The sequence below is a fragment of the Streptomyces sp. NPDC054847 genome (assembly GCF_053610925.1).
The window spans coordinates 1-24,451 of record NZ_JBSGZJ010000058.1; the positions used below are offsets into that span (position 1 = coordinate 1).

The following is a 24,451-nucleotide window of genomic DNA, read 5'->3' on the forward strand; positions in this document are numbered from 1 at the left end:
GGCCCGCACGGCTTCACGAAACGGTTAGACGCCGTCCGCGCCGCGGCTGAGCTCGCCGCCGGTGAGCGCGTCCACCACCACCAGGACCAGCAGGGCCACGCCGCCGAGCGAGCAGAGGAGCAGGAACGAGCCGAGCACCGTGTTCAGGAGGCGCAGGTGCGGGGCCTGCGGGACCAGCACGTCCGCAGGGTCGCGCGGGTCGTAGCTGACGGTGACGTACGGGCCGTCGTCGCCGTGCACGAAGCCCCGGTACGTGCCGGTGCCGTCCATGTACACGTACGCGCCCGGCGTCGCCGCCGCGGTGGCGGTCACGGTGATGCCGTGCCGGCGCAGCCACCGCCGCACGGTGTACACGCCGACCCCGAGGCACACCCAGGTGATACCGCCGATCGGGAGCATGAAGATGACCGACGCCGCGGTGCCTGCCAGACCGGCGACCACGGTGAAGGCGACGAGCGCCACGAAGAATCCGAGCAGGCCCCACAGAAGCCGGCGCACGAACCTCTGGTGCCAGGTGGGAGTGAGTGCGCGGACGACGGTCAGGGCGGTGCCGTCCGTCTCGTCGTCCTCCCGGTCCGGGAGCATCGCGTTCACTCCGTCGGCGAAGACGGTGGCGGCTGCCTCGCTCACGTCCTCCACCTGGTAGACGGTCGGGGCGGTCCCGCGAGGGGCCCGCAGTTCGATCGTCACCGTCCTGCCCTCGGCGCGTACCCGCGCGACGGCTGCCGGGACGAAGGTGACCTGCTCCCGCGGGCGGTCCAGGACGAGCGCGTCCCGGTCGGCGGTGAGGACGGCGCCGCCGCGGCCCTGGAGGACGGGGAGCGAGGACGGAGTGATCGACATGAGCATGATCGTAAGGCGGACGGTCCGGGCTCGTCAGCCCCTTGGCACGTCCGCCCGGGTGCGGCGGAATCGGGGTGGGCTCCGCGGCGTCCATCCGGCACCCCCACGGCCCACAGGCCCCCTGTACAGCCGAGGTGTCGGCGCTCGTCCCTCGTAGGGCCGGACCGGAACCGCCGGCACCCGGAGAGGTGGCAGCCCCGAACGGGGAGTCTCACAATGGCGGCATAAGTGCCTGATGTGCCATCGCGGCTGAGACTGTGCCACAAAATCCGAGGCCTGCGTGAGAGTGCTCGGGGCCTTACTGGAGGTTGTTCATGCCCCGTCCCATCTGGTCCGGCGCCATCAGCTTCGGGCTGGTCACGATCCCGATCAAGGTCGTGCCCGCCACGGAGAACCACAACATCTCCTTCCGGCAGGTCCACCTGGAGGACATGGGCCGGGTGCGCTACCGCAAGGTCTGCGAGCTTGACGGGAAGCAGCTGTCCGACAACGAGATCGTGAAGGGCTACGAGGTCTCGAAGGACCAGCTGGTCGCCGTGACGGACGAGGACCTGGCGGAGATTCCGCTGCCGACGGCGAAGGCGATCGAGATCGTGGCGTTCGTGCCGGCGGGGTCGATCGACCCGGTACGGATCGGCGACTCGTACTACCTGGAGGGCGACGGTCAGGTCGCGGCCAAGCCGTACAAGCTGCTGCGGCAGGCACTGCAGCGGTCTTCGAAGGTCGCGGTGGCCAAGTTCGCGCTCCGCGGCCGCGAGCGCCTCGGACTGTTGCGGGTCAAGGACGAGGCCCTGGTCCTGCACTCGATGCACTGGCCGGACGAGATCAGGTCCCCGGAGTCGCTGGCGCCGCCGGCCGTGGAGATCGACGATTCGGAGGTCGACGGGGCCATCGCGCTCATGGACGCGATGGGGGAGGAGGACATCTCCCACTACACCGACCACTACCGCGAGGCTCTCGAGGAGCTCATCGCCGCCAAGGCAGAAGGCAAGCAGCCCGCCCCCGTCGCGGAGGCGGCGGAGCCGGGCGGCCAGGTCGTCGACCTGATGGCCGCTCTCACCGCCTCCGTCACCCGGGCACGCGAGTCCCGTGGCGAGGGCGAGCACGCCACGGTGCACGAGATGCCGGAGCCGAAGAAGAAGGCGGCGGCCAAGAAGGCGGCCAAGAAGTCGCCCGCGAAGAAGACCGCGGCCAAGAAGACCACCGCCGGGACCACGGCCAAGACCACCAAGAAGGCCACTGCGAAGAAGGCCACCGAACGGCGGAAGCCACGCGCCTCCTAGCCTGCGCCGAAGCCGGTTCTCCGGCGGGGACGCTCATTACCCCCGGCGTAATCGACCGCTCTCCCTTCCCTGGGCAGGATCGAGCACATCGGCGGGAACCCCCGCCGGGATCCGGCCGCAGCCACGAGGAGAGCGCCATGTCCGTCACGTCCACTGCCGCAACGGCGAGTGCCGCCGCCACCGCCAGTTCCGTCGCCGACGCCACCCGGGCCGTGGTGGAGGAGTTCCTTGCCGCGCGGCTGGCCGGGGACACCGTGCGGCTCGTCTCGCTCTTCGCCGAGAAGGTCGACTGGGTGCTCGCCGAGAACCCCGCCGTCCCCTGGATCCGCCCGCGGTCCACCGCCGCGGAATGCGCCGCCCAGTTCACGGAGCTGATGGAGTACACCGTGCCCGAGGACGCGCGCGCCTCCGTCGACACCTTCCTCGTCGACGGCGCCGACGCCGTCCTGATGGGGCAGGTGTCGGGCACCGTACGTGCGACGGGAAAGTCCTTCGAGGGCCCGTTCGCGCTGCACCTCACCGTCGAGGACGGCCGGATCACCCGGCACCACCTGTACGAGAACAGCCTGTCGATCGCCGAGGCCTGCGCCCCGTGAGCGCGGGTCGGCCGGGTCCCGGCCCTCGGCCATCGCTGGGGGTCCTCAGGCCTTGAGGCGGCCGGGGGCGCGCCGCGCCAGGACGGAGACCGGCGGCTTCACCAGGACCCGCGCGGGACGCGGCGTCGAAGCGGGTCCCGGCCCGGTCACGCCGGGCTGCGTGAGGGATCCAAGGCGTACCTCACGGGCTGCCGGCCGCCCAGCCGTACTAGCCGGTGCCGGCCTGTGCGGGCCGGGTCAGGTGCGCAGGTCGAGCAGGGCGGACATGGCTGCCACCACGGAGGGGGCGACCTGGTAGTAGACCCAGGTGCCGCGCCGTTCGCAGGTCAGGAGGCCGGCCTCGCGCAGTTTCTTGAGGTGGTGGGAGACGGTCGGCTGTGAGACGCCGACATCGGCGATGTCGCACACGCACGCTTCACCGCCCGGGTGCGAGGCCACCTTGGAGAACAGGCGCAGGCGCACGGGGTCCGACAGCGCCTTGAACATGGCGGCCATCCTCTCCGCGTCGGCCTGGGACAGCTCCGCGGCGGTGATCGGCGGGCAGCACGGCACCACGCTCTCGCTTTCGAGGACGGGCAACTCCACCACTTCTGATTTCGACATGCGTCTATGTTGACACTCGTCGATACGAGTGGCAAGCTCCGATGTATCGACAGACATCGAAACAGGGGGTTGTCATGACTTCGCTCCGCACCGCGCTCCGTGCCGCCAAGGCGCGCCGCACCGCCCGCCACCTGGCCGGCGTCCGCTTCTGCGACAGTCGCGCCGAGGCCAGCGACAGCGCGGGCCGAGCAGCGCGGATCCGGGCGCGCGCCCAGCTGACCGCGCTCATCAACGCCCGCTGACAGCCCGCCGACCGCCCTTTCGCACCGAGGAGACCCACCACCATGAGCAGCCACCAGCTTCCCGTCGTCGTCGTCGGAGCCGGCCCTGTCGGGCTTGCGGCCGCCGCGCACCTGCTGGAGCGCGGCCTCGAGCCCCTCGTCCTGGAAGCCGGCGACGCCGCCGGGGCCGCGGTGCGTGAGTGGTCGCACGTGCGCTTGTTCTCCACCTGGGGCGAAGTCGTCGACCCCGCCGCCGAGAAGCTGCTGGCCCCGACCGGCTGGGTGCGGCCCGACCCGGCGACGTACCCGTCCGGCGGGGACTGGGCCGAGCAGTACCTCCGGCCGCTCGCCGACGTCCTCGGCGACCGGGTGCGCCTGGGCGCCACCGTCACCGGTGTCGCCCGCGCCGGCCGTGACCGGATCGTCGACGCCGACCGCGAGAGCCGGCCCTTCGTCGTCCATGTCGAGGACGCCGACGGCCGCGAGGAACGTCTGACCGCCCGGGCCGTGATCGATGCCTCCGGCACCTGGAGCATTCCGGGTCCGGCAGGCGGCAGCGGCCTCCCGGCGCTCGGTGAGAAGTCGGCGGCGGGCCGTGTCGCGTACCGCGTCCCCGACCTGAAGGATCCGGCCGTACGCGCCCGTTACGCGGGCAGGCGGACGGCGGTCATCGGCTCCGGCGCCTCCGCGTTCACCGCGCTCGTGGGCCTGGCCGACCTGGCGAGGGCGGACGACGGTGCGGGCACGCACGGCGTGTGGATCCTGCGCCGCGGTCTGTCCGGCTCCACCTTCGGCGGCGGCGAGGCTGACCAGCTCCCCGCCCGCGGCGCCCTGGGCCTCGCCGCGAAGGCCGCCGTCGACCGGGGCCACGCCGACGCCGTGACCGGCTTCCGCACCGAGGCGATCGAACGCGACGGTGACGGCCGCCTGGTCCTCGTCGGCGACGACGGCCGACGCCTCGACCCGGTCGACGAGATCATCGTGCTCACCGGCCTGCGCCCCGACCTCACCTTCCTGAACGAGCTCCGACTGGACCTGGACGAGCGCCTCCAGGCCCCCGTGGCGCTGGCCCCGCTGATCGACCCCAACCAGCACTCCTGCGGCACGGTCTACCCCCACGGCGTGAACGAGCTCTCCCACCCGGAGAAGGACGTCTACCTGGTCGGCATGAAGTCCTACGGCCGCGCCCCCACCTTCCTCGCCATGACCGGCTACGAGCAGGTCCGCTCCGTCGCCGCGTCCCTGGCCGGCGACCAGGAGGCCGCCGAGCGCGTGGAGCTGACCCTCCCCGAGACGGGCGTGTGCGGCGGGGCCGGGCTGTTCGACGAGCCGGAGACCGCGCCGGCAGACGGCGGAGGCTGCTGCGCTGCCCCCGCCACCCTCCAGATCGGCGTCGGCGCCCCCGTCACCTCCGGCGGCTGCTGACGCTCCACCACCCACCTCAGCAGGAGGACCGTCATGTCCCGCATACAGCTCGCCCTGCGCGTCCCCGACCTGACCGCATCCGTCGCCTTCTACACCAAGCTCTTCGGCACCGAGCCGGCCAAGCTCCGTGACGGATACGCCAACTTCGCCATCGCCGAACCCCCGCTCAAGCTCGTCCTCATCGAAGGCGTGGAGGGGGAGGAGACCCGTATGGATCACCTCGGCGTGGAAGTCGAAAGCACCGAGGCCGTCCACGCCGCCACCACCCGCCTGAGCGAAGCAGGCCTCGCGACGGCGGAGGAGAGCGACACCAGCTGCTGCTACGCCCTCCAGGACAAGGTCTGGGTCCACGGCCCCGGCCAGGAACCGTGGGAGGTATACGTCGTCAAGGCCGACGCCGACAGCCTGACCAAGCAGCGGGGCAGCACATGTTGCTCCGGCGAGGCCACCGCCGTGACCGATGCACGCGAACCGGTCACCGCCGGCGGCTGCTGCTGACCCTGCACCGCCCTTCACACCAGTGAGGCCGCGACCGGAACCGGGGACCGGTCGCGGCCTCGCGCTGTCTTCGCGCCCGTCTTGGGCCGTGGCGTCGGCCGTCCACAGACGTGCGGAAGTGACGGTTCCGGCCACGCCGTTGATCCTGAAGTACAGCCACCGGATAGCCTGGGAAAATGCTTACAGAGGTCACCGCGACCCGTTACGTCACGCCCCTGCGCGAGGGCGGCTCGCTTCCCGGGATCGTCGAGGCCGACGATCTCGGCACGTACGTCATGAAGTTCACCGGCGCCGGGCAGGGGCGCAAGACCCTCGTCGCCGAGGTCATCTGCGGGGAGCTCGGGCGGCGGCTCGGGCTGCGGGTGCCCGACCTCGTCACCATCCAGCTCGATCCGGTCATCGGTCTCTCGGAGCCGGACCAGGAGGTGCAGGAGCTGCTCAAGGCCAGCGGCGGGCTCAACCTCGGCATGGACTTCCTGCCGGGGTCGCTCGGGTTCGACCCGCTCGCCTACGAGGTCGCGGCGGCCGAGGCCGGGAAGGTGGTCTGGTTCGACGCCCTGATCAACAACGTGGACCGGTCCTGGCGCAACCCCAACATGCTGGTGTGGCACGGGGACCTCTGGCTCATCGACCACGGCGCCACCATGATCTGGCACCACAACTGGCCCGGCGCGGCCGCCTCCGCCGCCAAGCCGTACGACGCCTCCGACCACGCCCTCGCCCCCTTCGGCCCGGACGTCGAGGCCGCCGCCGCCGAGCTCGCGCCGCTGGTCACGGAGGAACTGCTCACCGAGGTCGCGGCGGACGTGCCCGACGAGTGGCTGGTCGACGAGCCGGGCTTCGACTCCACCGACGCGCTGCGCCGTTCCTACGTCGAGGCCCTGCTGCCGCGTGCCGCGACGATCCACGAGCGGATCACGCTGAACGCCCCGACGAAGCCGCGGCCGTCCCAGGCGCCCGGCTGGCTGACCGAACACGCCACGCCGTGGCCGCACGCCACGAAGAAGCACGCGCAGACGGACGAGAAGGACGCACGCCGGTGAACGACCGCGATGTTTTCGAGTACGCGCTGCTGCGCGTGGTCCCGCGGGTCGAGCGCGGGGAGTGCTTCAACGCCGGCGTGGTGGTCTACTGCCGCGCCAGGACCTTCGTGGCCGCCCGCACCCACCTGGACGAGGGCAAGCTGCGGGCGCTCGACCCGGAGGCCGACGTGAACGGCGTACGGGCGGCGCTCCACGCCGTGGAGGGCGTCTGCCGGGGCGGCGAGGACGCGGGACAGGCCGCCCCTGACGACGCGGGACGGCGCTTCCGGTGGCTGATCGCGCCCCGGTCCACCGTCGTCCAGCCGGGCCCGGTGCACACCGGGCTCACCGCCGATCCGGCGGCCGAGGTGGAGCGGCTGCTCGACCTGCTGGTGCGCTGACGGCCGCGGCTGATCGATGTGACATGCGCCGTGGACCCCTGGTGCCGTTGACACCGCGTGCCAGGGCTTCTAGCGTCCTGTCTGCCGAAGGTACTAAGCGGTTGCTCAGTCAAGGACCGCGAGTCGCCGGCACAGGGATTGACGGGCTTCAAGGGCGAGGAGAACCAGAATGTCCACCACCGAGCAGCGTGTGGCTGTCGTTACCGGGGGCGCGCGCGGCATCGGCGCCGCCACCGCCGTCCGGCTCGCGGCCGACGGCCGGGCCGTAGCCGTACTCGACCTCGACGAGGCGGCCTGCAAGGACACGGTCGAGAAGATCACCGCAGCCGGCGGCAAGGCGCTCGCGGTGGGCTGCGACGTCTCGGACGCCGCGCAGGTGGAGGCCGCCGTGGCGCGCGTCGCGGCCGAGCTCGGCGCGCCGACGATCCTGGTGAACAACGCCGGTGTGCTCCGCGACAACCTGCTCTTCAAGATGAGCGAGTCCGACTGGGACACCGTCGTCAACGTGCACCTCAAGGGCGCGTTCCTGATGGCCAAGGCCTGCCAGAAGCACATGGTCGACGCCGGCTTCGGCCGGATCGTCTCCCTGTCCTCGTCCTCGGCGCTCGGCAACCGCGGCCAGGCCAACTACGCGGCGGTCAAGGCCGGCCTCCAGGGCTTCACCAAGACCCTGGCCAAGGAGCTGGGCAAGTTCGGCATCACGGCCAACGCCGTCGCCCCGGGCTTCATCGTCACCGAGATGACGGCGCAGACGGCGGCCCGCGTGGGTATGGGCTTCGAGGAGTTCCAGGCCGCCGCCGCCACCCAGATCCCCGTCCAGCGCGTCGGCCGGCCCGAGGACGTCGCGAATGCGATCGCCTTCTTCGCCGGTGAAGACGCCGGATTCGTCTCCGGCCAGGTCATGTACGTGGCCGGCGGCCCGCTCAACTGAATCGGGGTTCGAACGACATGGCAGCACAGACGGCAGGGGCGGGGCAGGCCGCGGACAGCGGCAAGGTCGCGCTGGTCACCGGCGCGAGCCGGGGCATCGGGTACGGCATCGCCGAGGCGCTCGTCGCCCGCGGCGACCGGGTGTGCATCACCGGGCGCGGCGAGGAGGCCCTGAAGGAGGCCGTGGAGCGGCTCGGCGCCGACCGGGTCATCGCGGTGGCGGGCAAGGCCCACGACGAGGCCCACCAGGCGGCGGCGGTCGAGCGCACCATGGAGGCCTTCGGCCGCGTCGACTTCCTGGTCAACAACGCCGGCACGAACCCGGTCTTCGGCCCGATCGCCGAGCTCGACCTGGGCGTGGCGCGCAAGGTCTACGAGACCAACGTGATCTCCGCCCTCGGCTTCGCGCAGCAGACGTGGAAGGCGTGGCAGAAGGAGAACGGCGGTGCGATCGTGAACATCGCCTCCGTCGCCGGTGTCTCCGCGTCGCCCTTCATCGGCGCGTACGGCATGAGCAAGGCGGCCATGGTCAACCTGACGCTCCAGCTGGCGCACGAGCTCGCGCCGTCCGTACGCGTCAACGCCATCGCGCCCGCGGTGATCAAGACCAAGTTCGCGGAGGCGCTCTACGAGGGCCGGGAGGCCGAGGCGGCCGCCGCGTACCCCCTGGGGCGGCTCGGCGTGCCGGCGGACATCGGCGGCGCGGCCGCGTTCCTGACCTCCGAGCAGTCGGACTGGATCACGGGGCAGACGCTCGTCGTGGACGGCGGTATCTTCCTCAACGCGGGCGTCCACTGACGCCGAGCGGACCGCCCTGAGGCGGTTTGTTCCTGAATGATCCAAGTGCCCCGCCGGGCCTCCAGGTTGACCCGGCGGGGCGCTGCGGTATGGTTCGCCGACCCATGGCTGAACGAGGAGCGTGCACGTGTTCTACCGGACCTGTCTGCAGGCCGCTGCAGCCCTAGCGTCCATATCTCTGCTGGCGGGGTGCGGCCTGTTCTCGGACGAGGACGCCGACCGTGAACAGAAGATCTCCGTCGGTACGACCAGCGAGCCGAGCACTCTCGACCCGGCTGCCGCATGGGACGGTTCGTGGGAGTTGTACCGGAACGTCTTCCAGACCCTCGTGAGCTTCCCGACGGGGAGCACCGTGCCGCAGTCCGACGCGGGCGAGTGCCGCTTCGCCGACACCGGCAACAAGGTCTTCGAGTGCGAACTCAAGGAGGGCCTCACCTTCACCAACGGCGACAAGCTCGACGCCGCCGCCGTCAAGCACTCCATCGACCGCATCCGGACCATCGCCGTGCAGGGTGGTCCGAAGGGTCTGCTGGGGTCGCTCGACAAGGTGGAGACGACCGGTGACCGCACCGTGACCTTCCGTCTCAAGACCGCCGACGCCACGTTCCCGTTCATCCTCGCCACCCCGGCCATGTCGATCGTGCCGCCCTCCGAGTACCCGGCCGACAAGCTCCGTGAGGACGGCAAGCTCACCGGCTCCGGTCCGTACGCCCTGGCCTCGTACGAGAAGGGCGACCGGGCGGAGCTGACCCGTTTCGCCAAGTACAAGGGCTTCGCGAAGGTCAAGAACGACGCGGTGACGATCCGCTACTTCCAGGACTCCGCCCTCATGATGACGGCCCTGAAGAAGCAGGAGATCGACGCGATCAACCGTGGTCTGACCGCGGAGCAGGTCGTCGAACTCCAGGAGAAGAAGCCGGAGAACGATCACCTCCAGCTGGTCGAGACGGTCGGCGCCGACATCCGCTACCTCGTCTTCAACCCGGCCGACCCCAACGCCGGCAAGCTGGCCGTGCGCCGCGCGATCGCGCAGATCATCGACCGCGGCGCGCTCGTGGAGAAGGTCTACAAGGGAACCGCCGAGCCGCTGTACTCGATGGTCCCCAAGGGCATCGCCGGGCACACCACCGAGTTCTTCGACCGGTACGGCGAGCCGGACGTCAAGAAGGCGGAGGAGATCCTCGAGGACGCGGGCATCAGCGAGCCCGTTCCGCTGAGCTTCTGGTACACCACCGACCGGTACGGCTCCGCGACGGCCCCCGAGTTCGCCGAGATCAAGCGGCAGCTCGAAGCCACCGGCCTGTTCAAGATCACGATCCAGGGCAAGCCGTGGGACGAGTTCCAGAAGGGCTACCAGGCGGGCCAGTACCCCGTCTTCGGCCGTGGCTGGTTCCCGGACTTCCCGGACCCGGACAACTTCATCGCGCCGTTCGTCGGCCCGAACAACGTCCTCGGCACCCCGTACGACGCACCGGAGATCTCCGAGCAGCTCGTGCAGTCCCGGCGTGAGAGCGACCGCGGAGCGGTCACCAAGCAGTTCGAGAAGGCGCAGGAGATCCTCGTCGACGACGTTCGCCTGCTGCCGCTGTGGCAGGGCAAACTGTACGTGGCGGCCAGCGAGGAGATCGGCGGCGGCGAGCGTGCCCTCGACCCGCAGACCGTCATGCAGGTGTGGGAGCTGTACCGCAAGGCCAGCTGGTAGCGCTGTCAGTGCCCCCGGGTAGGTTCTGAGATCCCGGTTCCGGGATCTCGGAACCGGCCCATCGACGGAGGTTGTTGACGTGACCGACACCGACATGCTGCCCGAGTCCTGGCGCGGCGTCCTCGGCGAAGAGCTGCAGAAGCCGTACTTCAGGGAGCTCACCGAGTTCGTCGAGAAGGAGCGGGCCAACGGGCCGGTGTATCCGCCGAGTGCGGAGGTGTTCGCCGCGCTGGAGGCCACGCCGTACGAGCGGGTGAAGGTGCTCATCCTCGGTCAGGACCCGTACCACGGCGAGGGCCAGGGGCACGGTCTCTGCTTCTCCGTGCGGCCGGGCGTCAAGACCCCGCCGTCCCTGCGCAACATCTACAAGGAGATGCAGAGCGAGCTCGGTCATCCGGTCCCGGACAACGGCTATCTGATGCCGTGGGCACGCCAGGGCGTGCTGCTGCTCAACGCGGTGCTGACCGTCCGGGCCGGCGAGGCCAATTCCCACAAGGGCAAAGGCTGGGAGAAGGTGACCGACGCGGTGATCCGTGCGGTGGCCTCCCGGCCGGACCCGGCCGTCTTCGTCCTGTGGGGCAACTACGCGCAGAAGAAGCTGCCGCTCATCGACGAGGAGCGGCATGCCGTGGTGAAGGGGGCGCATCCCTCACCGCTGTCCGCGAAGAAGTTCTTCGGCTCCCGTCCATTCACCCAGATCAACGAGGCGGTCGCGGCGCAGGGCCACGACCCCATCGACTGGCGCATTCCCGACATCGGCTGAATCGGCGCACCCGGCTGACAGGCTCGGGCCGCAGCCCGAGCCTGTGCGGCATCGGCCCCGGCGGCGGTTAGCGTCGGTGTCCTCAAGCAGCACTTCGCCGCGGACGAGGAGGCCCACAGTGATGGAGCAGCAGGAGGCGTCGCAGGACATCGTCATGACCCGGATCGGGCAGGCGATGATGCTGTTGCACGGGGGCGACCGCGAGGAGGCGCGTAATCGTTTCGCGCTGCTGTGGTCGGAGATCGGCGAGGAGGGGGACGCCCTGCACCGCTGCACCCTCGCCCACTGCATGGCGGACGTCCAGGACGACCCGGCGGACGAACTCGCCTGGGATCTGCGCGCCCTGTCGGCGGCCGACGGGCTGAGCGACGAACGGCTCGCCCGGCACCAGACACTCGCGGTCCGGGCCCTGTACCCCTCGCTCCATCTGAACCTGGCGGCGGACTACGTCAAGCTGCACCGCCCCGAGGAGGCGCGCGCCCATCTGGAGCGGGCACGCGCGTCCACGGACGCCTTGGCGGACGACGGTTACGGCCGCGGGGTGCGGGCCGCCATCGACCGCCTGGAGCGCACCCTGGGGGCCGGCTGAGCCGGTTGCCGCCCTCGCCCGGTCACTCGCCCGTGGCGCCGTCGATGTGCTCGCGCAACAGGTCGGCGTGGCCGTTGTGGCGCGCGTACTCCTCGATCATGTGAGTGAGGATCCAGCGCAGGCTGAACGCCTCGCCGCCGCGGCTGCGGGACACCGACAGGTCGTCGAGTTCATGCGCCGCGGTGACCTTGCGGGCGTCGGCGACCTGGGTGAGCCAGGTCGTGTGCGCCTCGGCCCAGGTGTCCTGTTCGGTGACATGGAAGTCCCCGTCCCGGTCCTCCTCCGTGGAGTACAGGTCGGGAAGGTCCTCGTCGTCCATGATCTCGCGGAACCAGTAGCGCTCGACCTCGGCGAGGTGGCGCACGAGCCCCAGCAGGGTGAGCTCCGAAGGCGCCAGCGAGGCCGTCCGCAGCTGTGCGTCGTCCAGACCGGCGCACTTCATGATCAGGGTCTCGCGGTGGTAGTCCAAGAAGCCTTCCAGCATGGCGCGTTCGCCGGCGGTGGTGGACGGCTCGGTACGTGTGTCTGTGGTCATGGCGATCATCCTGCGTCACCTCCGGCCGCGCGGCCAGGAGTTATTCGCTCGGTCCGGCTTGCGTGCCGAGCAGGCCGCGCAACAACTCCTGGAAACCCTTGCGCAGTTCTTCCAGGCTCGGGACCGCCGCGTGGTACGAGCCGACGGCGCAGGCGAACATCAGCCCCTCGCACCATGCGACGAGGGACAGGGCGTGGCGCTCCGGCTCGGGAGAACCCGCCTCGGCCATCAGCGCGTTGAGCGGGGCGCGGAAGCGGCTGCCCGTCCGGTCGTAGAACTGGCGCAGTTCAGGGCGCCGGGTGGCCTCCAGGGCCAGTTCGTAGCGGGCGACGAGCAGTTCGGGGTGGCCGGTGAGATAGCGGTGCAGGGCGAGCGCCATGGCGTCCAGCAGGTCGGCCCTGCCGCCGAGCGCGGGCGGCATCTCCGCCACGGTGAGGACGGCCGCCTCGCGGTCCGCCAGCCGGCGTACCGCCGCCTCGAGCAGCGCCTGGCGGGTGCGGGCGTGGTTGGAGGTCGAGCCCTGCGGCAGCCCCGCCGCCTCGTCCACGGCGCGGTGGGTGAGCCCGCGCATCCCGCGCTCGGCGAGGAGTGCGAGAGCGGTGTCGGCGATGAGTTCTGCCCGTGGGGCGCCGGGCGGGGCGGTGCGTGCGGCCATGCGGTCAATCTACCGCCGGAACTACAGATGTAGTAGCGTGGGGCGTGGCACTACAGGTGTAGTAACCGAGTGGAGGAGCAGCCATGCCCGTACCGCGTAAAGCCGCTCACGCAGTCGTCATCGGCAGTGGGATCGGCGGCCTCACCGCGGCCGTCGCCCTGCGGCAGCACGGCTGGCAGGTCACGGTCCTGGAAAGGGCAGCGTCCCTCGAGCCCGTCGGCGCGGGCATCGGACTCGCCCCCAACTCCCAGCGCGCACTGGACGTCATCGGACTCGGCGACGAGATCCGTGGCCTGGCCGCCTGGCAGGGCCCCGGCGGCATGCGGACCCCCGCCGGCCGCTGGCTGTCCCGCACCGACAGCGCCGCCGCCGCGGAACGGTTCGGCGGACCCCTCGTGCTCGTCCATCGCGCCACCCTGATCGACCGGATCGCCCGCAGGCTGCCCGAGGGCACCGTCCGCACCGGCTGCCCCGGCGAACTGGCCGACACGGGGACCGCCGGCGGCCGCCCGGCCCGGGTGACCACACCCGACGGCGACATCGAGGCGGACCTCGTCATCGGCGCCGACGGCATCCACTCCGCCGTGCGCGGCGCCCTATTCCCCGACCACGCCGGGCCCGCGTACTCAGGGATGACGACCTGGCGCGTGGTCGTACCCGCGCCGGAGCAGCCCTTCGCGCCGCACGAGACCTGGGGCCCCGGCTCCCTGTGGGGCACCCAGCCCCTCAAGGACGGCCGGATCTACGCCTACGCGGCCGCCGTCGCCCCGCAGGGAGGCAAGGCGCCCGACGGCGAAAAGGCCGAGTTGCTGCGCCGGTTCGGCGACTGGCACGACCCCGTCCCCGGCGTCATCGCCGCCGCCGCACCCGAGAGCGTGCTCCGCAACGACGTCCACCACATGATCCGGCCGCTGCCCGCCTTCCACCGCGGCCGCACCGTGCTCCTCGGCGACGCCGCGCACGCCATGGCGCCGACGCTCGGCCAGGGCGGCAACCAGGCCATCGAGGACGGGATCGTCCTCGCCCACCACACGGCCACCGGCCTCGACCTCGGCGCCGGACTCGCCGCCTACAGCGCCGAGCGGCAGCCCCGCACCACGGCGATCGTCCGGAAGTCGGCCCAGGTCGCCCGGCTGATGTCGCTGCGCGGCGCACCCGCCGTCGCCGTCCGCGACGCCCTCATGTCCACCGTCTCCCGTCTCGGCCCCGGCCTGGTGCTGCGGACCTTCGACGGCATCGCCGACTGGCAGCCCCCACGGCGCACGTATGCTGCCGGAGCACAGGACGCGCACGGAGAGCCAGGCGCGCACGAAGAACAACCGGCACGGCGGTGAGCCGGCCGGGCATGTGAGGGGGAACCCCGTGAAGGTCGGCTGCATCGGGCTCGGCGACATCGCGCGGAAGGCGTACCTGCCGGTGCTCACCACCCTGCCCGGGGTGGAACTGCACCTGCAGACCCGCACGCCGGCCACCCTTGCCCGGACGGCGGAGACCCACCACATCCCCGCCGAGCGGTGCCACACCGACCTGGACTCCCTCCTCGCACAGGGACCGGACGCGGCCTTCGTCCACGCGTCGACCTCCGCCCACGCCGAGATCGTCACCCGGCTCCTCGAAGCGGGCGTGGCGACCTACGTCGACAAGCCACTCGCCTACGAACTGGCCGACTCCGAGCGGCTGGTGGCGCTGGCGGAGGAACGCGGCACCAGCCTCGCCGTCGGCTTCAACCGCAGGTTCGCCCCCGGCTACGCACAGTGCCTGGAGCACCCGCGCGAACTGATCCTGATGCAGAAGAACCGCGTCGGCCTCCCGGAGGACCCGCGCACCCTCGTCCTCGACGACTTCATCCACGTCGTCGACACCCTGCGCTTCCTCCTCCCGGGAACCGTCGAGCACACCGACGTACGCGCACGGATCGTCAACGGCCTGATGCACCACGTCGTCCTCCAGCTGTCGGGGGACGGATTCACCGCCATCGGCATCATGAACCGGATGAGCGGCTCCACGGAGGAGATCCTCGAGGTCTCGGGCCAGGACTCCAAGCGCGAGGTCCGCAACCTCGCCGAGATCGTCGACCACAAGGGCCAGCCCAGCGTCCGGCGGCGGGGCGACTGGGTGCCGGTGGCCCGCCAGCGCGGCATCGAGCAGGTCGTGCACTCCTTCCTCGACTCCGTACGCGCGGGGAAGGTCCTCAGCGCACAGGACGCGCTGAGGACTCACGAGCTGTGCGAGCGAGTGGTCCGCCTGGCCCTCGAGCAGGCCGCCTGAGGGCACGCACACCGCCGACGGCGGCCAGCACGGCCAGCAGCACCACCGACGCGTACACCGGCCAGTCGCCGAACCGGACGTAGAGCGTGCTCCCGGACACCAAGGGCACCTCGTAGACCGCCGCCGTGGCGCTCTCCGTCGAGAGCGGCGCTCCCACCCGGTCGCCGCCCGCCGCGTACACCGCGCTCACGCCGGTGAGCGTGGCGTGCACCATCGGCCGCCCGCTTTCCGCCGCGCGCAGCGCCGCCAGCGACGCGTGCTGCTCGGGGGCCCAGCTCTCCTGGAACGACGAGGTCGCCGACTGGGCCACCAACACCTGTGCGCCGTCCCGTGTCAGCCGCCTGCTCATGTCGGGGAACGCCGACTCGAAGCAGACCAGCGGCCCGAGCCGCGGACCGGGCGCCCGTGTGCCGTCGTCCGGCAGCGTCATGACCACCGGGGCACGCCCCCGCAGCCGGTCCTCGCCCGCCGCCCGGCCCACCGACGTGGCCCAGCCGAGCACCGACCGGGCCGGGATGTACTCACCGAACGGAACGAGCCGCATCTTGTCGTACCGGTCCCCGGTCGGGCCGTCGGGGCCGACGAGCACCGAACTCTTGTAGATCCCCGGCGCACCCGAGGCGTCCTCGCTCCGCGCGTCCACATTGACCAGCACCGGTGCGCCGACCTCGCCCGACAGGGCGGCCAGGCGCTCGGCCAGATCGGGCCGCGCCCGCAGGTCCGCGCCGACGCTGCTCTCGCCCCAGACCACCAGATCGGGATCGCGGCCCTTCAGCTCGCGCGTCAGCTCCTCGCCGCGGTCGAAACGCCGCTCCGCGCTGAGCATGCCGCCGACGACGCCCGGCTGGACCACCGCGATCCTCACCCGGCCCGATTCACGCGGCTGCGGCGCCCACGCCCACACCAGGGTCACACCGGTCGCGCAGAGGACGACCGCCACCACAGCGGCCCTACGGGCGCTCCTGACCGCCACGAGCAGCACTACCACCGTGTTGACGGCCACCACCAGCAGGCTCACCAGCCAGACACCGCCGACCGAGGCGAGCCGCAGGGCCGGCGGCACCTCCCACTGACTCGCGCCCAGCAGCCCCCACGGGCCGCCGAGCCCCTCCCAGGAGCGAACCAGTTCGATCATGAGCCAGCCCGCGGGGACGGCGCCGACGGCCACCGCCGCACGGGCCGTCGAAGGCGTCCCGCCGAGCATGACCCGCACGAGCATCCCCCACGGCGCACACAACAGCCCCAGCAGCGCCGCCAGCACCAGCAGGAAGACATGGAGGCTCGGCAGCAGCCAGTGATGCATGGCCATCATGAAACCGGCACCGCCGAGCCAGCCCTCGAACGCCGCACGGCGGGCGGTGGGCGCGGTGCGCAGCAGCAGCATCCACGGGACCAACGCGAGAAAGGCGAACCACCAGAGCGACGGTTCCGGAAAGGCGAGCGCGGGCAGTGCACCGGTCACGAACGCGACGGCGCCCCGCGATCCCCGCGAACGGAGAAAGTGCTCGTGCCACCCGTCGTGCCGCGTCCTGTCCCGCCTGCCGACCGGAATCCGCATGCAGCGCCTCCTCGTCCGGCCTCGAGGGGCCACGAGCCGTTCACCACCAGTGTGCGCGAAGATCGGCGTCGGCGAACAGTGCGCCTCACCCGCCCCATGCGCCACCGACGACGCGCCGTGGCTCGTCTCTCTGCCGACAGCGCGACTCCGTCGTGTCAGGCGTCGCCGGGTCCCGCCCTCCGGCGCCCGGTGTCGCCGGGCGCCACCTCCGTACCGCGTCAGGCCTCGCCGGGCTTCCCGCCGCCGCGTCGCCACCTCTCCTCGATCACCACGGACCGCAGCCGCCAGCCGGCCTCCTCGCGGATCAGAACGAATCCGTAGCGTCCGCCCGACACGAACTCGTCACCCGATTCGGTCCGCATCGGATTGAGGTAGTCGGCGCGCACCTCGGCCCGGTCACCCGGATACCCGTCCAGGTCCTGGAAAGTCACCCGCCGGTTCACGATGAGGTGCTGGCGGACGGGAAAGAGCCGCATCGCACGCGCCAGCCACTCGGCGACCTCGGCCGCCGGCCCCTCGATACCGCCGGAGCCGCGGTAGTCGGCCCGGCCGTCGCCGGTGAACAGCGCACGGTAGGCGTCCCAGTCGCCGTCGTCGACGGCCACCGCGTAGTCGGTGACGACATCGTCGACGGCAAGCCTGTCCATCACGGTCGCGAGATCCACGCGCTGTGTCATCGGCTCAGTGTCGGCCAAGCGGCCTGCCAGGCCAAGAGCCGTGCGCACCCGTCACCCGCACGGCGTCGGCAACCGGCCACACTTTATTCCCGCAGCACGCTGCGACCCGACCGCCGTCTTCGGCAGGTCGTGCATGCAAGCGGTCGGCGGGGAGGCCACGGCGGAGGGACACCCGGAGCCGACCGGGCCCGCGCCACCGACCCGGCTCGGTGGGGCGTGTGGGGCACGCTCGGCGGTGTTGGCGAGATCTCCCGTGTCCCGTACAGCCGTTGGCAGGAGGCCGAGGCCGTAGCGGCCCGCCGAGGATCAGCTCCGTACGGCCTTGAGCACGACGAACTTGGGGTCGCCGGCGACCACTTCGCAGTTGCCGAACAGCCGCCGCAGCCGCACGTGATAACCGAGATGCCGGTTGCCGACGACCCAGAGCTCACCGCCGGGACGCAGCGCGCGGCGCGCGTCGGCGAACATCCGCCGGGCCGCCGTGTCGGTCGTCGCGCGGTGCGAGTGGAACGGCGGGTTGTTCAGCACGAGGTCCACCGACGCGTCCGGGAGGGCGGACAGCCCGTCGCCGACGAGGAACTCCGCTGTGCCGGACGGCACATTGTCGTGGAAGGTGGCCTCCGCCGAGGCCACGGCGGAGTACGACTCGTCGACGAACGTCACCTCGGCGCCGGGCTCGGCCAGCGCGGCCGCCGTGCCGACCACGCCGTTGCCGCAGCCCAGGTCCACGATCCGCGCCGGGCCGCGGCCCCGCGGCAGGTGGCGCAGGAAGAAGCGGGTGCCGATGTCGAGGCGTTCCGCGCAGAAGATGCCCGCGTGGTTGGTGACGGTGCGGCCCGCGAGGACGCCCGTGTCGGACGGCAGGGCGTACCGCAGCGGCCACGGGCTCGGGAGCCGGGGGAGGGCCGGGTCGGGGGTGCAGAAGATCAGCCGGGCCTTCTTCGCCGCGAGTGACGTCCTTGTCGGCCCGAGGATGCGCTCGAACAGCTTCAGCGTGGACGTGTGGATCTCCGTGACCATGCCCGTGCCGACGACGACGGTGTCCGCGTCCACGGACGGCGCCAGCCGGTGCAGCTGGTCCTCGAGCAGCGCGAGGCTCTTCGGCACGCGGATCAGGAGCACGTCGATGTGCGCCGGCGGTTCGTCCCGCGCGGTGAGCAGCCTCACCGCGCCCGGCTCGACGCCGGCTCGGCGCAGATTGCCGCGGGTCGCCTCCTGGCCGAGGAACGAATCGGTGATCTGGACGGTCTCGCCCGTCCCGTGGGCGGCGAGGGAGGTGACCAGGGCGCCCCACCGGTCGCCGACGACGGCCACCGTGCCGGACAGGTCCGTCGGCGCCGCGTCGTCGATGCCGTGCAGATGGCGCAGCAGGTACTCGTCGGCAGCGTCCCAGGCGCGGAGCGTGTCGCGCGGGTCCTCGGGGAAGCGGGCGAGCTCGTACGCGCCCCATGGGGTGGTCAGACGGTTCATCGTGCACTCAGGCTAGCCGAGCGGGGGAGGGCGGCTGCCCGGTCACGGGCGGCGTGGGCGGGCCGCGGCCTCACGGGGCGCGGCTGCCGCCCGCTGTGCGCTACGCGGCGCGCTGTACGTCCTCGCGTGCCGCAGCGGCCCACTCCACCACCAGTGCCTCGTACTCCGGACGCCGGTCCTCGGGGAGTGCGCCGTCGGCCCACAGCTCTCGGATCCGTGCGTTCAGCTCGGATGCGGACAACAAGGTTTCGGATTCGGACTCGCGGGGAAAGGCGGACATGTTTGCCAGGTTACGGCCTTCGCCCGGCGTCCGTCTTCCCCGCGAACTGCTCGCTCAGCCCGCCGACTCACCCGCGTGCGGGCTGAGCACATCCGTCCCCACCAGGATGTACAGCAGGATTCCGAGCAGAATCCGGTAGATCACGAACGGCATGAAGCTCTTCGTAGTGATGAATTTCATGAACCAGGCGATCACCGCGTAGCCCACACCGAAGGCGATGATCGTCGCGAAGATCGTCGGCCCCCAGGACACATGGCCGCCCTCGCCCGCGTCCTTCAACTCGAACAGTCCCGAGGCGAGTACGGCGGGGATCGCCAGCAGGAACGAGTAACGGGCCGCCGCCTCACGGGTGTAGCCCATCAGCAGACCGCCGCTGATCGTGGCGCCGGAGCGGGAGACGCCCGGGATCAGCGCCATCGCCTGGCAGACGCCGTAGATCAGACCGTCGCGGACGCTCAGGTCCTTCAGCGTCTTGCGCTCCTTGACCACCCGGTGCCGGCCGCCGGCCTCGTCGCGGGCGGCGAGCCGGTCCGCGAAGCCGAGGACGATGCCCATCACGATCAGGGTCGTGGCGATGAGCCGCAGATCACGGAACGGGCCCTCGATCTGGTCCTTGAGCGTGACGCCGAGCACACCGATCGGGATGGAGCCGACGATCACGAGCCAGCCCATCTGCGCGTCGTGGTCGCTGCGCATCGCCTTGTCGGTGAGCGAGCGGAACCACGCGGACACGATCCTCGCGATGTCCTTGCGGAAGTAGATGAGGACGGCCGTCTCCGTGCCGATCTGGGTGATCGCGGTGAACGCGGCCCCCGGGTCGTGCCAGCCCGCGAACGCGGCGGTGAGCCGGAGATGCGCGCTGGAGGAGATGGGAAGAAACTCCGTCAGCCCCTGGACGAGCCCGAGGATGAATGATTCGAACCAAGACATGAAAGCTACGCCACCCAAGAGCTGATCACGGTCTGTCAGGCGCGCGCGAAGGCACATGACCCGTGAGATACGACTCACGTACGTCATCGGGCCGGCGCCGGGTGGCAGCGTAGCGCCCCAAAATGAAGCGCTTGCCGCAGCCCCCGCCGCGGAGTCGGGAGACGTACCCGCCCGCGCCGGTCACGCGCGGGTCCGAACACGCCGACGGCCGGTCGGCGGGCGGCGTCCCGGCGCGGGTGTGTCAGCGGCCGGGGACTCCTGCGCCGCTGATGCGTCCGGTGCCTTCGGCGACGCGGCTGTCGGTGCCGGGGCCTTCGGCACCGTGTGCTTCGGCAGTGTCGGCGACTCGGGATTCGGCGGTGCGGCCTTCGGTGCCGTCGGTGCCCCGGCTTTCGGTGCCGCGCAGGCGGTGGCGCTTGGTCCAGGCGACCGCTGCCGCGGCCAGGCCCGTCACCACGATGAAGCCCATCGCGATCAGGAAGGCCGGCGACGTGGGTGAATCCGCCCGGCTGCCGGCGACGACGTACGCCGCCGTGTTGGGGATCGAGCCCAGACCGGTCGCGAGGAGAAAGGGCACATAGCCCATGCGGGACACGGCCGCGCAGTAGTTGGCGGCGGCGAACGGCACACCCGGGAACAGCCGGATCGCCAGCATCGAACGGAAACCGTGCCGGCTGAGCTGACCGTCGGCGGCCTTCAGCCAGCGGCCACGCAGCAGCGGCCGGAGCGCTTCCTGACCGAGCAACCGGCCCAGCGTGAAGGCGATTCCGGCGCCCAGCACCGTGCCGGCGAGCGCCGCCGCGAGCCCGGCCTGCGAGCCGAACAGCGCCCCCGCCGCCAGATTGAGGATGGGCCGCGGCACGAACGCCGCCGTGCACACCCCGTACCCGACGCCGAACAGCACCACGGCAGCCGGCCCGCCCAACTGCGGCGGCCAGCCCGCCGAGAGCAGCCGCTGCGGCTCGTAGAGCAGGACCGTCACCGCCGCGGAAGCCAGCACCACCGCGAGAAGGGACAGCCGCGACCAGGGCGAGAACAGGGCCCTGGAGCAGCGGAAGGCGAGACCGGATGCCGGCCTGGGGACGGGGTCGAGCATCCGGGGAGACTAACCGACAGCCGCCCGTGATCGCCTTATTGTGTGCCGTATGACGCACGTCGTACCGCGAAGCGATCTCGCCGACACCGTCATGGCCCGCCTCGTCGTCGTGTACCCGGCCGCGGGGGACGCCGACCGCGCCGTCAAGGCCGCCGCGTACATGAAGGGCGTCGCCCCGTTCCTCGGGATCCCCACGCCCGAACGGAGAAAGCTGTCCCGCACGGCCCTCGCCGGCACGCCCCGGCCCGACGAGGCCGACTGCACGGCCGTGGCGCTGCGCTGCTGGGAACTGCCCGAGCGGGAGTACCACTACTTCGCCGCCGACTATCTCCGCCTTCACGTCGGCCGCTGCTCCTCCGGCTTCCTGCCCGTGGCACGCCGGCTCGTCACCACCGTGCCCTGGTGGGACACCGTCGACACGCTCGCCGCCCATGTCGTCGGACCCCTGGTGGCAGCCGATCCGGTGCTCGGTGAAGTGATGGACGAATGGATCGACGACGAGGACATGTGGGTGGTGCGCACGGCACTCCTGCACCAACTGCGCTTCCGGGCCGCGACGGACAGCGCCAGGCTGTTCGACCACTGCCTCCGCCGGGCCGGTCACCCGGACTTCTTCGTCCGCAAGGCGATCGGCTGGGCACTGCGCGAGTACGCCAGGACCGACCCCGACGCCGTACGGCAGTTCGTCGACGGCGCCCGCGACCGCCTGTCGCCGCTGTCCGTCCGCGAGGCGCTCAAGCACCTCTGACGGGCGCCGCTGCCGGCTGATCGCACTGCTTGTGGCGGGCGCCCGGCCGGGTCCTCCCGCCGGGCCGCTTCGGCGTGAACGGCCGTGCCGGGAAAACCGTTCGACGGCCGCACCCGCACCGGGCGATCATTCACCCATGTTCCGGTACGCCTTCCTCGCAGCGCGGTCCGCATTCGCGGACGCGCCGAAGGCTGCCGTTCTCCCCGCAGCCGATGCTGCCGCAGCGCCCCTCGACGGCGCCCGAAGCTGACCCTTCCCGGATCGTCCGGCGGACCCCGCAGGGGGAGGGTCGGCCAGGCCCAGGGGTCCCACACTTCGAGTTCCGGGAAGGAACCATCGCGCCATGCCCAAGACGGCATACGTGCGGACCAAGCCGCACCTCAACATCGGCACCATGGGCCACGTCGACCACGGCAAGACCACCCTGACCGCCGCCATCACGAAAGTACTCAGCGAGCGGGGGAGCGGCACGTTCGTGCCCTTCGACAGGATCGACCGGGCGCCCGAGGAGGCCGCGCGGGGCATCACCATCAACATCGCGCACGTCGAGTACGAGACCGACACCCGCCACTACGCCCACGTGGACATGCCGGGCCATGCCGACTACGTCAAGAACATGGTCACCGGCGCCGCCCAGCTGGACGGGGCGATCCTCGTCGTCTCGGCGCTCGACGGCGTCATGCCGCAGACCGCGGAGCACGTCCTGCTCGCCCGCCAGGTGGGCGTCGACCACATCGTCGTCGCCATCAACAAGGCCGACGCGGGCGACGACGAGCTGACCGACCTCGTCGAGCTGGAGGTCCGGGAACTGCTGACCGCACACGGGTACGGCGGCGACGCGGCGCCGGTCGTGCGCCTCTCCGGGCTGCGGGCGCTCGAGGGCGTCCCGCGCTGGACGGCCGCCGTGGAGGCACTGCTCGACGCCGTCGACACCTACGTGCCGATGCCCGTCAGGTACACCGACGCGCCCTTCCTGCTGCCCGTGGAGAACGTGCTCACCATCACGGGGCGCGGGACCGTCGTCACCGGGGCCGTCGAGCGGGGCACCGTACGGGTCGGCGACCGCGTGCAGGTGCTCGGCGCGGACACCGAGAGCGTGGTGACAGGACTGGAGACCTTCGGCAAGCCGATGGAGTCGGCGGAGGCGGGGGACAACGTGGCACTGCTGCTGCGCGGCCTCCACCGCGACCGGGTCCGGCGCGGTCACGTCGTCGCCGCGCCCGGAAGCGTCGTACCGAGCCGGCGTTTCACCGCGCAGGTGTACGTGCTGTCGGCCCGGGAGGGCGGACGGACCACGCCCGTCTCCACCGGCTACCGGCCGCAGTTCTACATCCGCACCGCGGACGTCGTCGGCGACATCGACCTCGGCGCGGCGGGCGTGGCACGGCCCGGCGAGACGGTCGCGCTGACCGTCGAGCTCGGCCGGGACGTCCCGCTCGAGCCGGGGCTCGGCTTCGCCATCCGCGAGGGCGGCCGCACGGTCGGCGCGGGCACGGTGACGACCGTGCTGTGAGACGGGGGTGGCAGGACGGGGACAATGGCCCGGTGAACGAGCCGATCCCCGTCCTGCGCGCCGTCGACGGCGGTACCGCCAAGCTGATGCCCGACGTGGACCATGAGCGGGCCTGGCTGCTGACCGTCGACGGCGCCCCGCAGTCGTACGTCGACCTGGACGATCCCACGCACCTCGAGTTCGAGTACCTGCGCCGGCTCGGCCACGTCGTCGACTGCCTGGCCGACGAGGGCACACCCATCTCCGTACTGCACCTCGGCGGCGGTGCCCTCACCCTGCCGCGCTACATCGCCGCGACACGGCCCGGCTCCCGTCAGGACGTGGTCGAATACGACGCCGGGCTCGTCGCCCTGGTCGCCGAGCACCTGCCGCTGCCCGAGGGGTCCGGCGTCACCGTCCACCGGGACGACGCGCGGAAGTGGGTCGAGGGGGCGGCGGCGGACTCCATGGACATGGTGGTGGCGGACGTCTTCGGCGGCTCCCGGGTCCCGGCGCACCTGACCACGGTCGAGTACGCGAGGGCCGCGGAACGGGTGCTCCGGCCGGGCGGTGTCTACGCCGCCAACCTCGCCGACGGTGCGCCGTTCACCTTCCTCCGCTCCCAACTGGCCACCTTCGCTGAGGTCTTCACCGAGCTCGCCCTGATCGCGGAACCGTCCGTACTGCGTGGACGCCGCTTCGGCAACGCGGTGCTGCTCGCCTCGCAGTCGCCGATCGACACGGCGCCGCTGGCACGGCGGACGGCGTCCGACGCGTTCCCGGCGCGGGTCGAGCAGGGGGCGGCGCTCGCGCGGCTGCGGGGGGACGCGGGGCCGGTGGACGACACCACGGCGGTACGCTCGCCGGAGCCGCCGGACGGAGCGTTCACGGTGGGGTGACGTGCCGCTGCTTCACGGTGTGGTGACGTGCCGCTGCGCGGGGCCTGTGCCCCTGCCCTCCCCCTACGGCCTGGCGGCCGTGGGAGGTGCCCCCACTTCCCGAAACCGGGCTCCGTCCGGGCCCGCCACCGCGCTCCGCGCGGTGTTTCGGGGGCGCTGCCCCCGGACC

26 protein-coding genes and 1 pseudogene are annotated in these 24,451 nt (G+C 71.6%); 17 read left to right on the forward strand and 10 right to left on the reverse strand.

What is annotated here, in order from left to right; genetic code table 11:
- Nucleotides 1-24 precede the first annotated feature (24 nt).
- The gene (locus tag ACWGH4_RS09715) at nucleotides 25-843 is read right to left on the reverse strand and encodes a hypothetical protein (RefSeq protein ID WP_453457904.1); all 819 of its coding nucleotides are present in this window, start codon (nucleotides 841-843) and stop codon (nucleotides 25-27) included.
- Nucleotides 844-1,157: 314 nt separating this feature from the next.
- Here ACWGH4_RS09715 and ku point away from each other — a divergent pair, with 314 nt between their 5' ends.
- Both ku and ACWGH4_RS09725 read left to right on the forward strand, forming a co-directional pair.
- Nucleotides 1,158-2,126: a non-homologous end joining protein Ku gene (gene ku, locus ACWGH4_RS09720; protein WP_453457908.1), complete on the forward strand. Its 969-nt coding sequence runs from the start codon at nucleotides 1,158-1,160 to the stop codon at nucleotides 2,124-2,126.
- A gap of 137 nt (nucleotides 2,127-2,263) precedes the next feature.
- A complete protein-coding gene (locus ACWGH4_RS09725; RefSeq protein WP_453457911.1) occupies nucleotides 2,264-2,722 on the forward strand; it encodes a nuclear transport factor 2 family protein in 459 nt (152 codons plus the stop codon).
- Between the two features lie 237 nt (nucleotides 2,723-2,959).
- Here ACWGH4_RS09725 and ACWGH4_RS09730 read toward each other — a convergent pair whose 3' ends face one another.
- Nucleotides 2,960-3,325: an ArsR/SmtB family transcription factor gene (locus ACWGH4_RS09730; protein WP_453457914.1), complete on the reverse strand. Its 366-nt coding sequence runs from the start codon at nucleotides 3,323-3,325 to the stop codon at nucleotides 2,960-2,962.
- 74 nt (nucleotides 3,326-3,399) lie between these two features.
- Here ACWGH4_RS09730 and ACWGH4_RS09735 point away from each other — a divergent pair, with 74 nt between their 5' ends.
- From ACWGH4_RS09735 to ACWGH4_RS09780, 10 genes are all read left to right on the forward strand, one after another.
- Nucleotides 3,400-3,567: a hypothetical protein gene (locus ACWGH4_RS09735; RefSeq protein ID WP_453457917.1), complete on the forward strand. Its 168-nt coding sequence runs from the start codon at nucleotides 3,400-3,402 to the stop codon at nucleotides 3,565-3,567.
- Nucleotides 3,568-3,609: 42 nt separating this feature from the next.
- Entirely contained in the window at nucleotides 3,610-4,971 is a 1,362-nt protein-coding gene (locus tag ACWGH4_RS09740; protein WP_453457920.1) for an FAD-dependent oxidoreductase, read from the forward strand.
- Between the two features lie 33 nt (nucleotides 4,972-5,004).
- A complete protein-coding gene (locus tag ACWGH4_RS09745) occupies nucleotides 5,005-5,469 on the forward strand; it encodes an ArsI/CadI family heavy metal resistance metalloenzyme (protein WP_453457923.1) in 465 nt (154 codons plus the stop codon).
- Nucleotides 5,470-5,645: 176 nt separating this feature from the next.
- Nucleotides 5,646-6,512: a HipA family kinase gene (locus tag ACWGH4_RS09750; protein ID WP_441265987.1), complete on the forward strand. Its 867-nt coding sequence runs from the start codon at nucleotides 5,646-5,648 to the stop codon at nucleotides 6,510-6,512.
- Nucleotides 6,509-6,892 (forward strand): DUF3037 domain-containing protein, encoded by a 384-nt coding sequence (locus tag ACWGH4_RS09755; protein ID WP_453457926.1) that lies wholly within the window; start codon nucleotides 6,509-6,511, stop codon nucleotides 6,890-6,892. Before ACWGH4_RS09750 ends, ACWGH4_RS09755 begins: the two co-directional genes overlap by 4 nt.
- Nucleotides 6,893-7,061: 169 nt before the next feature.
- Nucleotides 7,062-7,823: a 3-oxoacyl-ACP reductase FabG gene (fabG, locus tag ACWGH4_RS09760; protein WP_189470121.1), complete on the forward strand. Its 762-nt coding sequence runs from the start codon at nucleotides 7,062-7,064 to the stop codon at nucleotides 7,821-7,823.
- Between the two features lie 17 nt (nucleotides 7,824-7,840).
- Entirely contained in the window at nucleotides 7,841-8,620 is a 780-nt protein-coding gene (locus tag ACWGH4_RS09765; protein WP_441265985.1) for an SDR family oxidoreductase, read from the forward strand.
- A gap of 127 nt (nucleotides 8,621-8,747) precedes the next feature.
- Nucleotides 8,748-10,322, forward strand: a complete 1,575-nt coding sequence (locus ACWGH4_RS09770) for an ABC transporter substrate-binding protein (RefSeq protein ID WP_453457930.1) — start codon at nucleotides 8,748-8,750, stop codon at nucleotides 10,320-10,322.
- Nucleotides 10,323-10,401: 79 nt separating this feature from the next.
- A complete protein-coding gene (locus ACWGH4_RS09775; RefSeq protein WP_441265983.1) occupies nucleotides 10,402-11,085 on the forward strand; it encodes a uracil-DNA glycosylase in 684 nt (227 codons plus the stop codon).
- 118 nt (nucleotides 11,086-11,203) lie between these two features.
- Nucleotides 11,204-11,674, forward strand: coding sequence for a hypothetical protein (locus tag ACWGH4_RS09780; RefSeq protein WP_453457933.1), 471 nt, complete (start codon nucleotides 11,204-11,206; stop codon nucleotides 11,672-11,674).
- Nucleotides 11,675-11,696: 22 nt separating this feature from the next.
- On the opposite strand, the gene ACWGH4_RS09785 is transcribed toward ACWGH4_RS09780, so the two are convergent.
- The gene (locus ACWGH4_RS09785; protein ID WP_453457935.1) at nucleotides 11,697-12,218 is read right to left on the reverse strand and encodes a DinB family protein; all 522 of its coding nucleotides are present in this window, start codon (nucleotides 12,216-12,218) and stop codon (nucleotides 11,697-11,699) included.
- Between the two features lie 31 nt (nucleotides 12,219-12,249).
- A complete protein-coding gene (locus ACWGH4_RS09790; protein WP_453457938.1) occupies nucleotides 12,250-12,864 on the reverse strand; it encodes a TetR/AcrR family transcriptional regulator in 615 nt (204 codons plus the stop codon).
- A gap of 83 nt (nucleotides 12,865-12,947) precedes the next feature.
- On the opposite strand from ACWGH4_RS09790, the gene ACWGH4_RS09795 reads away from it, so the two are divergent.
- Both ACWGH4_RS09795 and ACWGH4_RS09800 read left to right on the forward strand, forming a co-directional pair.
- A complete protein-coding gene (locus tag ACWGH4_RS09795) occupies nucleotides 12,948-14,198 on the forward strand; it encodes an FAD-dependent monooxygenase (RefSeq protein ID WP_453457941.1) in 1,251 nt (416 codons plus the stop codon).
- Nucleotides 14,199-14,226: 28 nt separating this feature from the next.
- On the forward strand, nucleotides 14,227-15,132 hold the full coding sequence (locus ACWGH4_RS09800) for a Gfo/Idh/MocA family protein (RefSeq protein ID WP_453457944.1): 906 nt from the start codon (nucleotides 14,227-14,229) through the stop codon (nucleotides 15,130-15,132).
- Here ACWGH4_RS09800 and lnt read toward each other — a convergent pair.
- The 6 genes and pseudogenes from lnt to ACWGH4_RS09830 form a co-directional block, all read right to left on the reverse strand.
- Nucleotides 15,056-16,690 carry an apolipoprotein N-acyltransferase gene (gene lnt, locus ACWGH4_RS09805; protein ID WP_453457947.1) on the reverse strand — a complete coding sequence of 545 codons (1,635 nt, stop codon included), beginning with the start codon at nucleotides 16,688-16,690 and terminating at the stop codon, nucleotides 15,056-15,058. The genes ACWGH4_RS09800 and lnt overlap by 77 nt on opposite strands.
- 218 nt (nucleotides 16,691-16,908) lie before the next feature.
- Nucleotides 16,909-17,367, reverse strand: a complete 459-nt coding sequence (locus ACWGH4_RS09810) for a nuclear transport factor 2 family protein (protein ID WP_453457950.1) — start codon at nucleotides 17,365-17,367, stop codon at nucleotides 16,909-16,911.
- Nucleotides 17,368-17,673: 306 nt separating this feature from the next.
- Nucleotides 17,674-18,837 (reverse strand): methyltransferase, encoded by a 1,164-nt coding sequence (locus ACWGH4_RS09815; protein WP_453457952.1) that lies wholly within the window; start codon nucleotides 18,835-18,837, stop codon nucleotides 17,674-17,676.
- Nucleotides 18,838-18,937: 100 nt separating this feature from the next.
- Entirely contained in the window at nucleotides 18,938-19,117 is a 180-nt protein-coding gene (locus tag ACWGH4_RS09820) for a hypothetical protein (protein ID WP_005320253.1), read from the reverse strand.
- Between the two features lie 54 nt (nucleotides 19,118-19,171).
- Nucleotides 19,172-20,047 carry an undecaprenyl-diphosphate phosphatase gene (locus ACWGH4_RS09825; protein ID WP_441265974.1) on the reverse strand — a complete coding sequence of 292 codons (876 nt, stop codon included), beginning with the start codon at nucleotides 20,045-20,047 and terminating at the stop codon, nucleotides 19,172-19,174.
- Between the two features lie 400 nt (nucleotides 20,048-20,447).
- Nucleotides 20,448-21,143, reverse strand: a pseudogene (locus tag ACWGH4_RS09830) (TVP38/TMEM64 family protein); the annotation flags it as partial.
- A 49-nt stretch (nucleotides 21,144-21,192) separates the two neighbouring features.
- Here ACWGH4_RS09830 and ACWGH4_RS09835 point away from each other — a divergent pair.
- The 3 genes from ACWGH4_RS09835 to ACWGH4_RS09845 all read left to right on the forward strand — a co-directional run bounded on the left by ACWGH4_RS09835 (nucleotide 21,193) and on the right by ACWGH4_RS09845 (nucleotide 24,282).
- Nucleotides 21,193-21,891 (forward strand): DNA alkylation repair protein, encoded by a 699-nt coding sequence (locus ACWGH4_RS09835; RefSeq protein ID WP_453457956.1) that lies wholly within the window; start codon nucleotides 21,193-21,195, stop codon nucleotides 21,889-21,891.
- A 343-nt stretch (nucleotides 21,892-22,234) separates the two neighbouring features.
- The gene (tuf, locus tag ACWGH4_RS09840; RefSeq protein WP_453457959.1) at nucleotides 22,235-23,404 is read left to right on the forward strand and encodes an elongation factor Tu; all 1,170 of its coding nucleotides are present in this window, start codon (nucleotides 22,235-22,237) and stop codon (nucleotides 23,402-23,404) included.
- 32 nt (nucleotides 23,405-23,436) lie between these two features.
- Complete coding sequence (locus ACWGH4_RS09845; protein WP_453457961.1) at nucleotides 23,437-24,282, forward strand: spermidine synthase; 846 nt, start codon at nucleotides 23,437-23,439, stop codon at nucleotides 24,280-24,282.
- Nucleotides 24,283-24,451 lie beyond the last annotated feature (169 nt).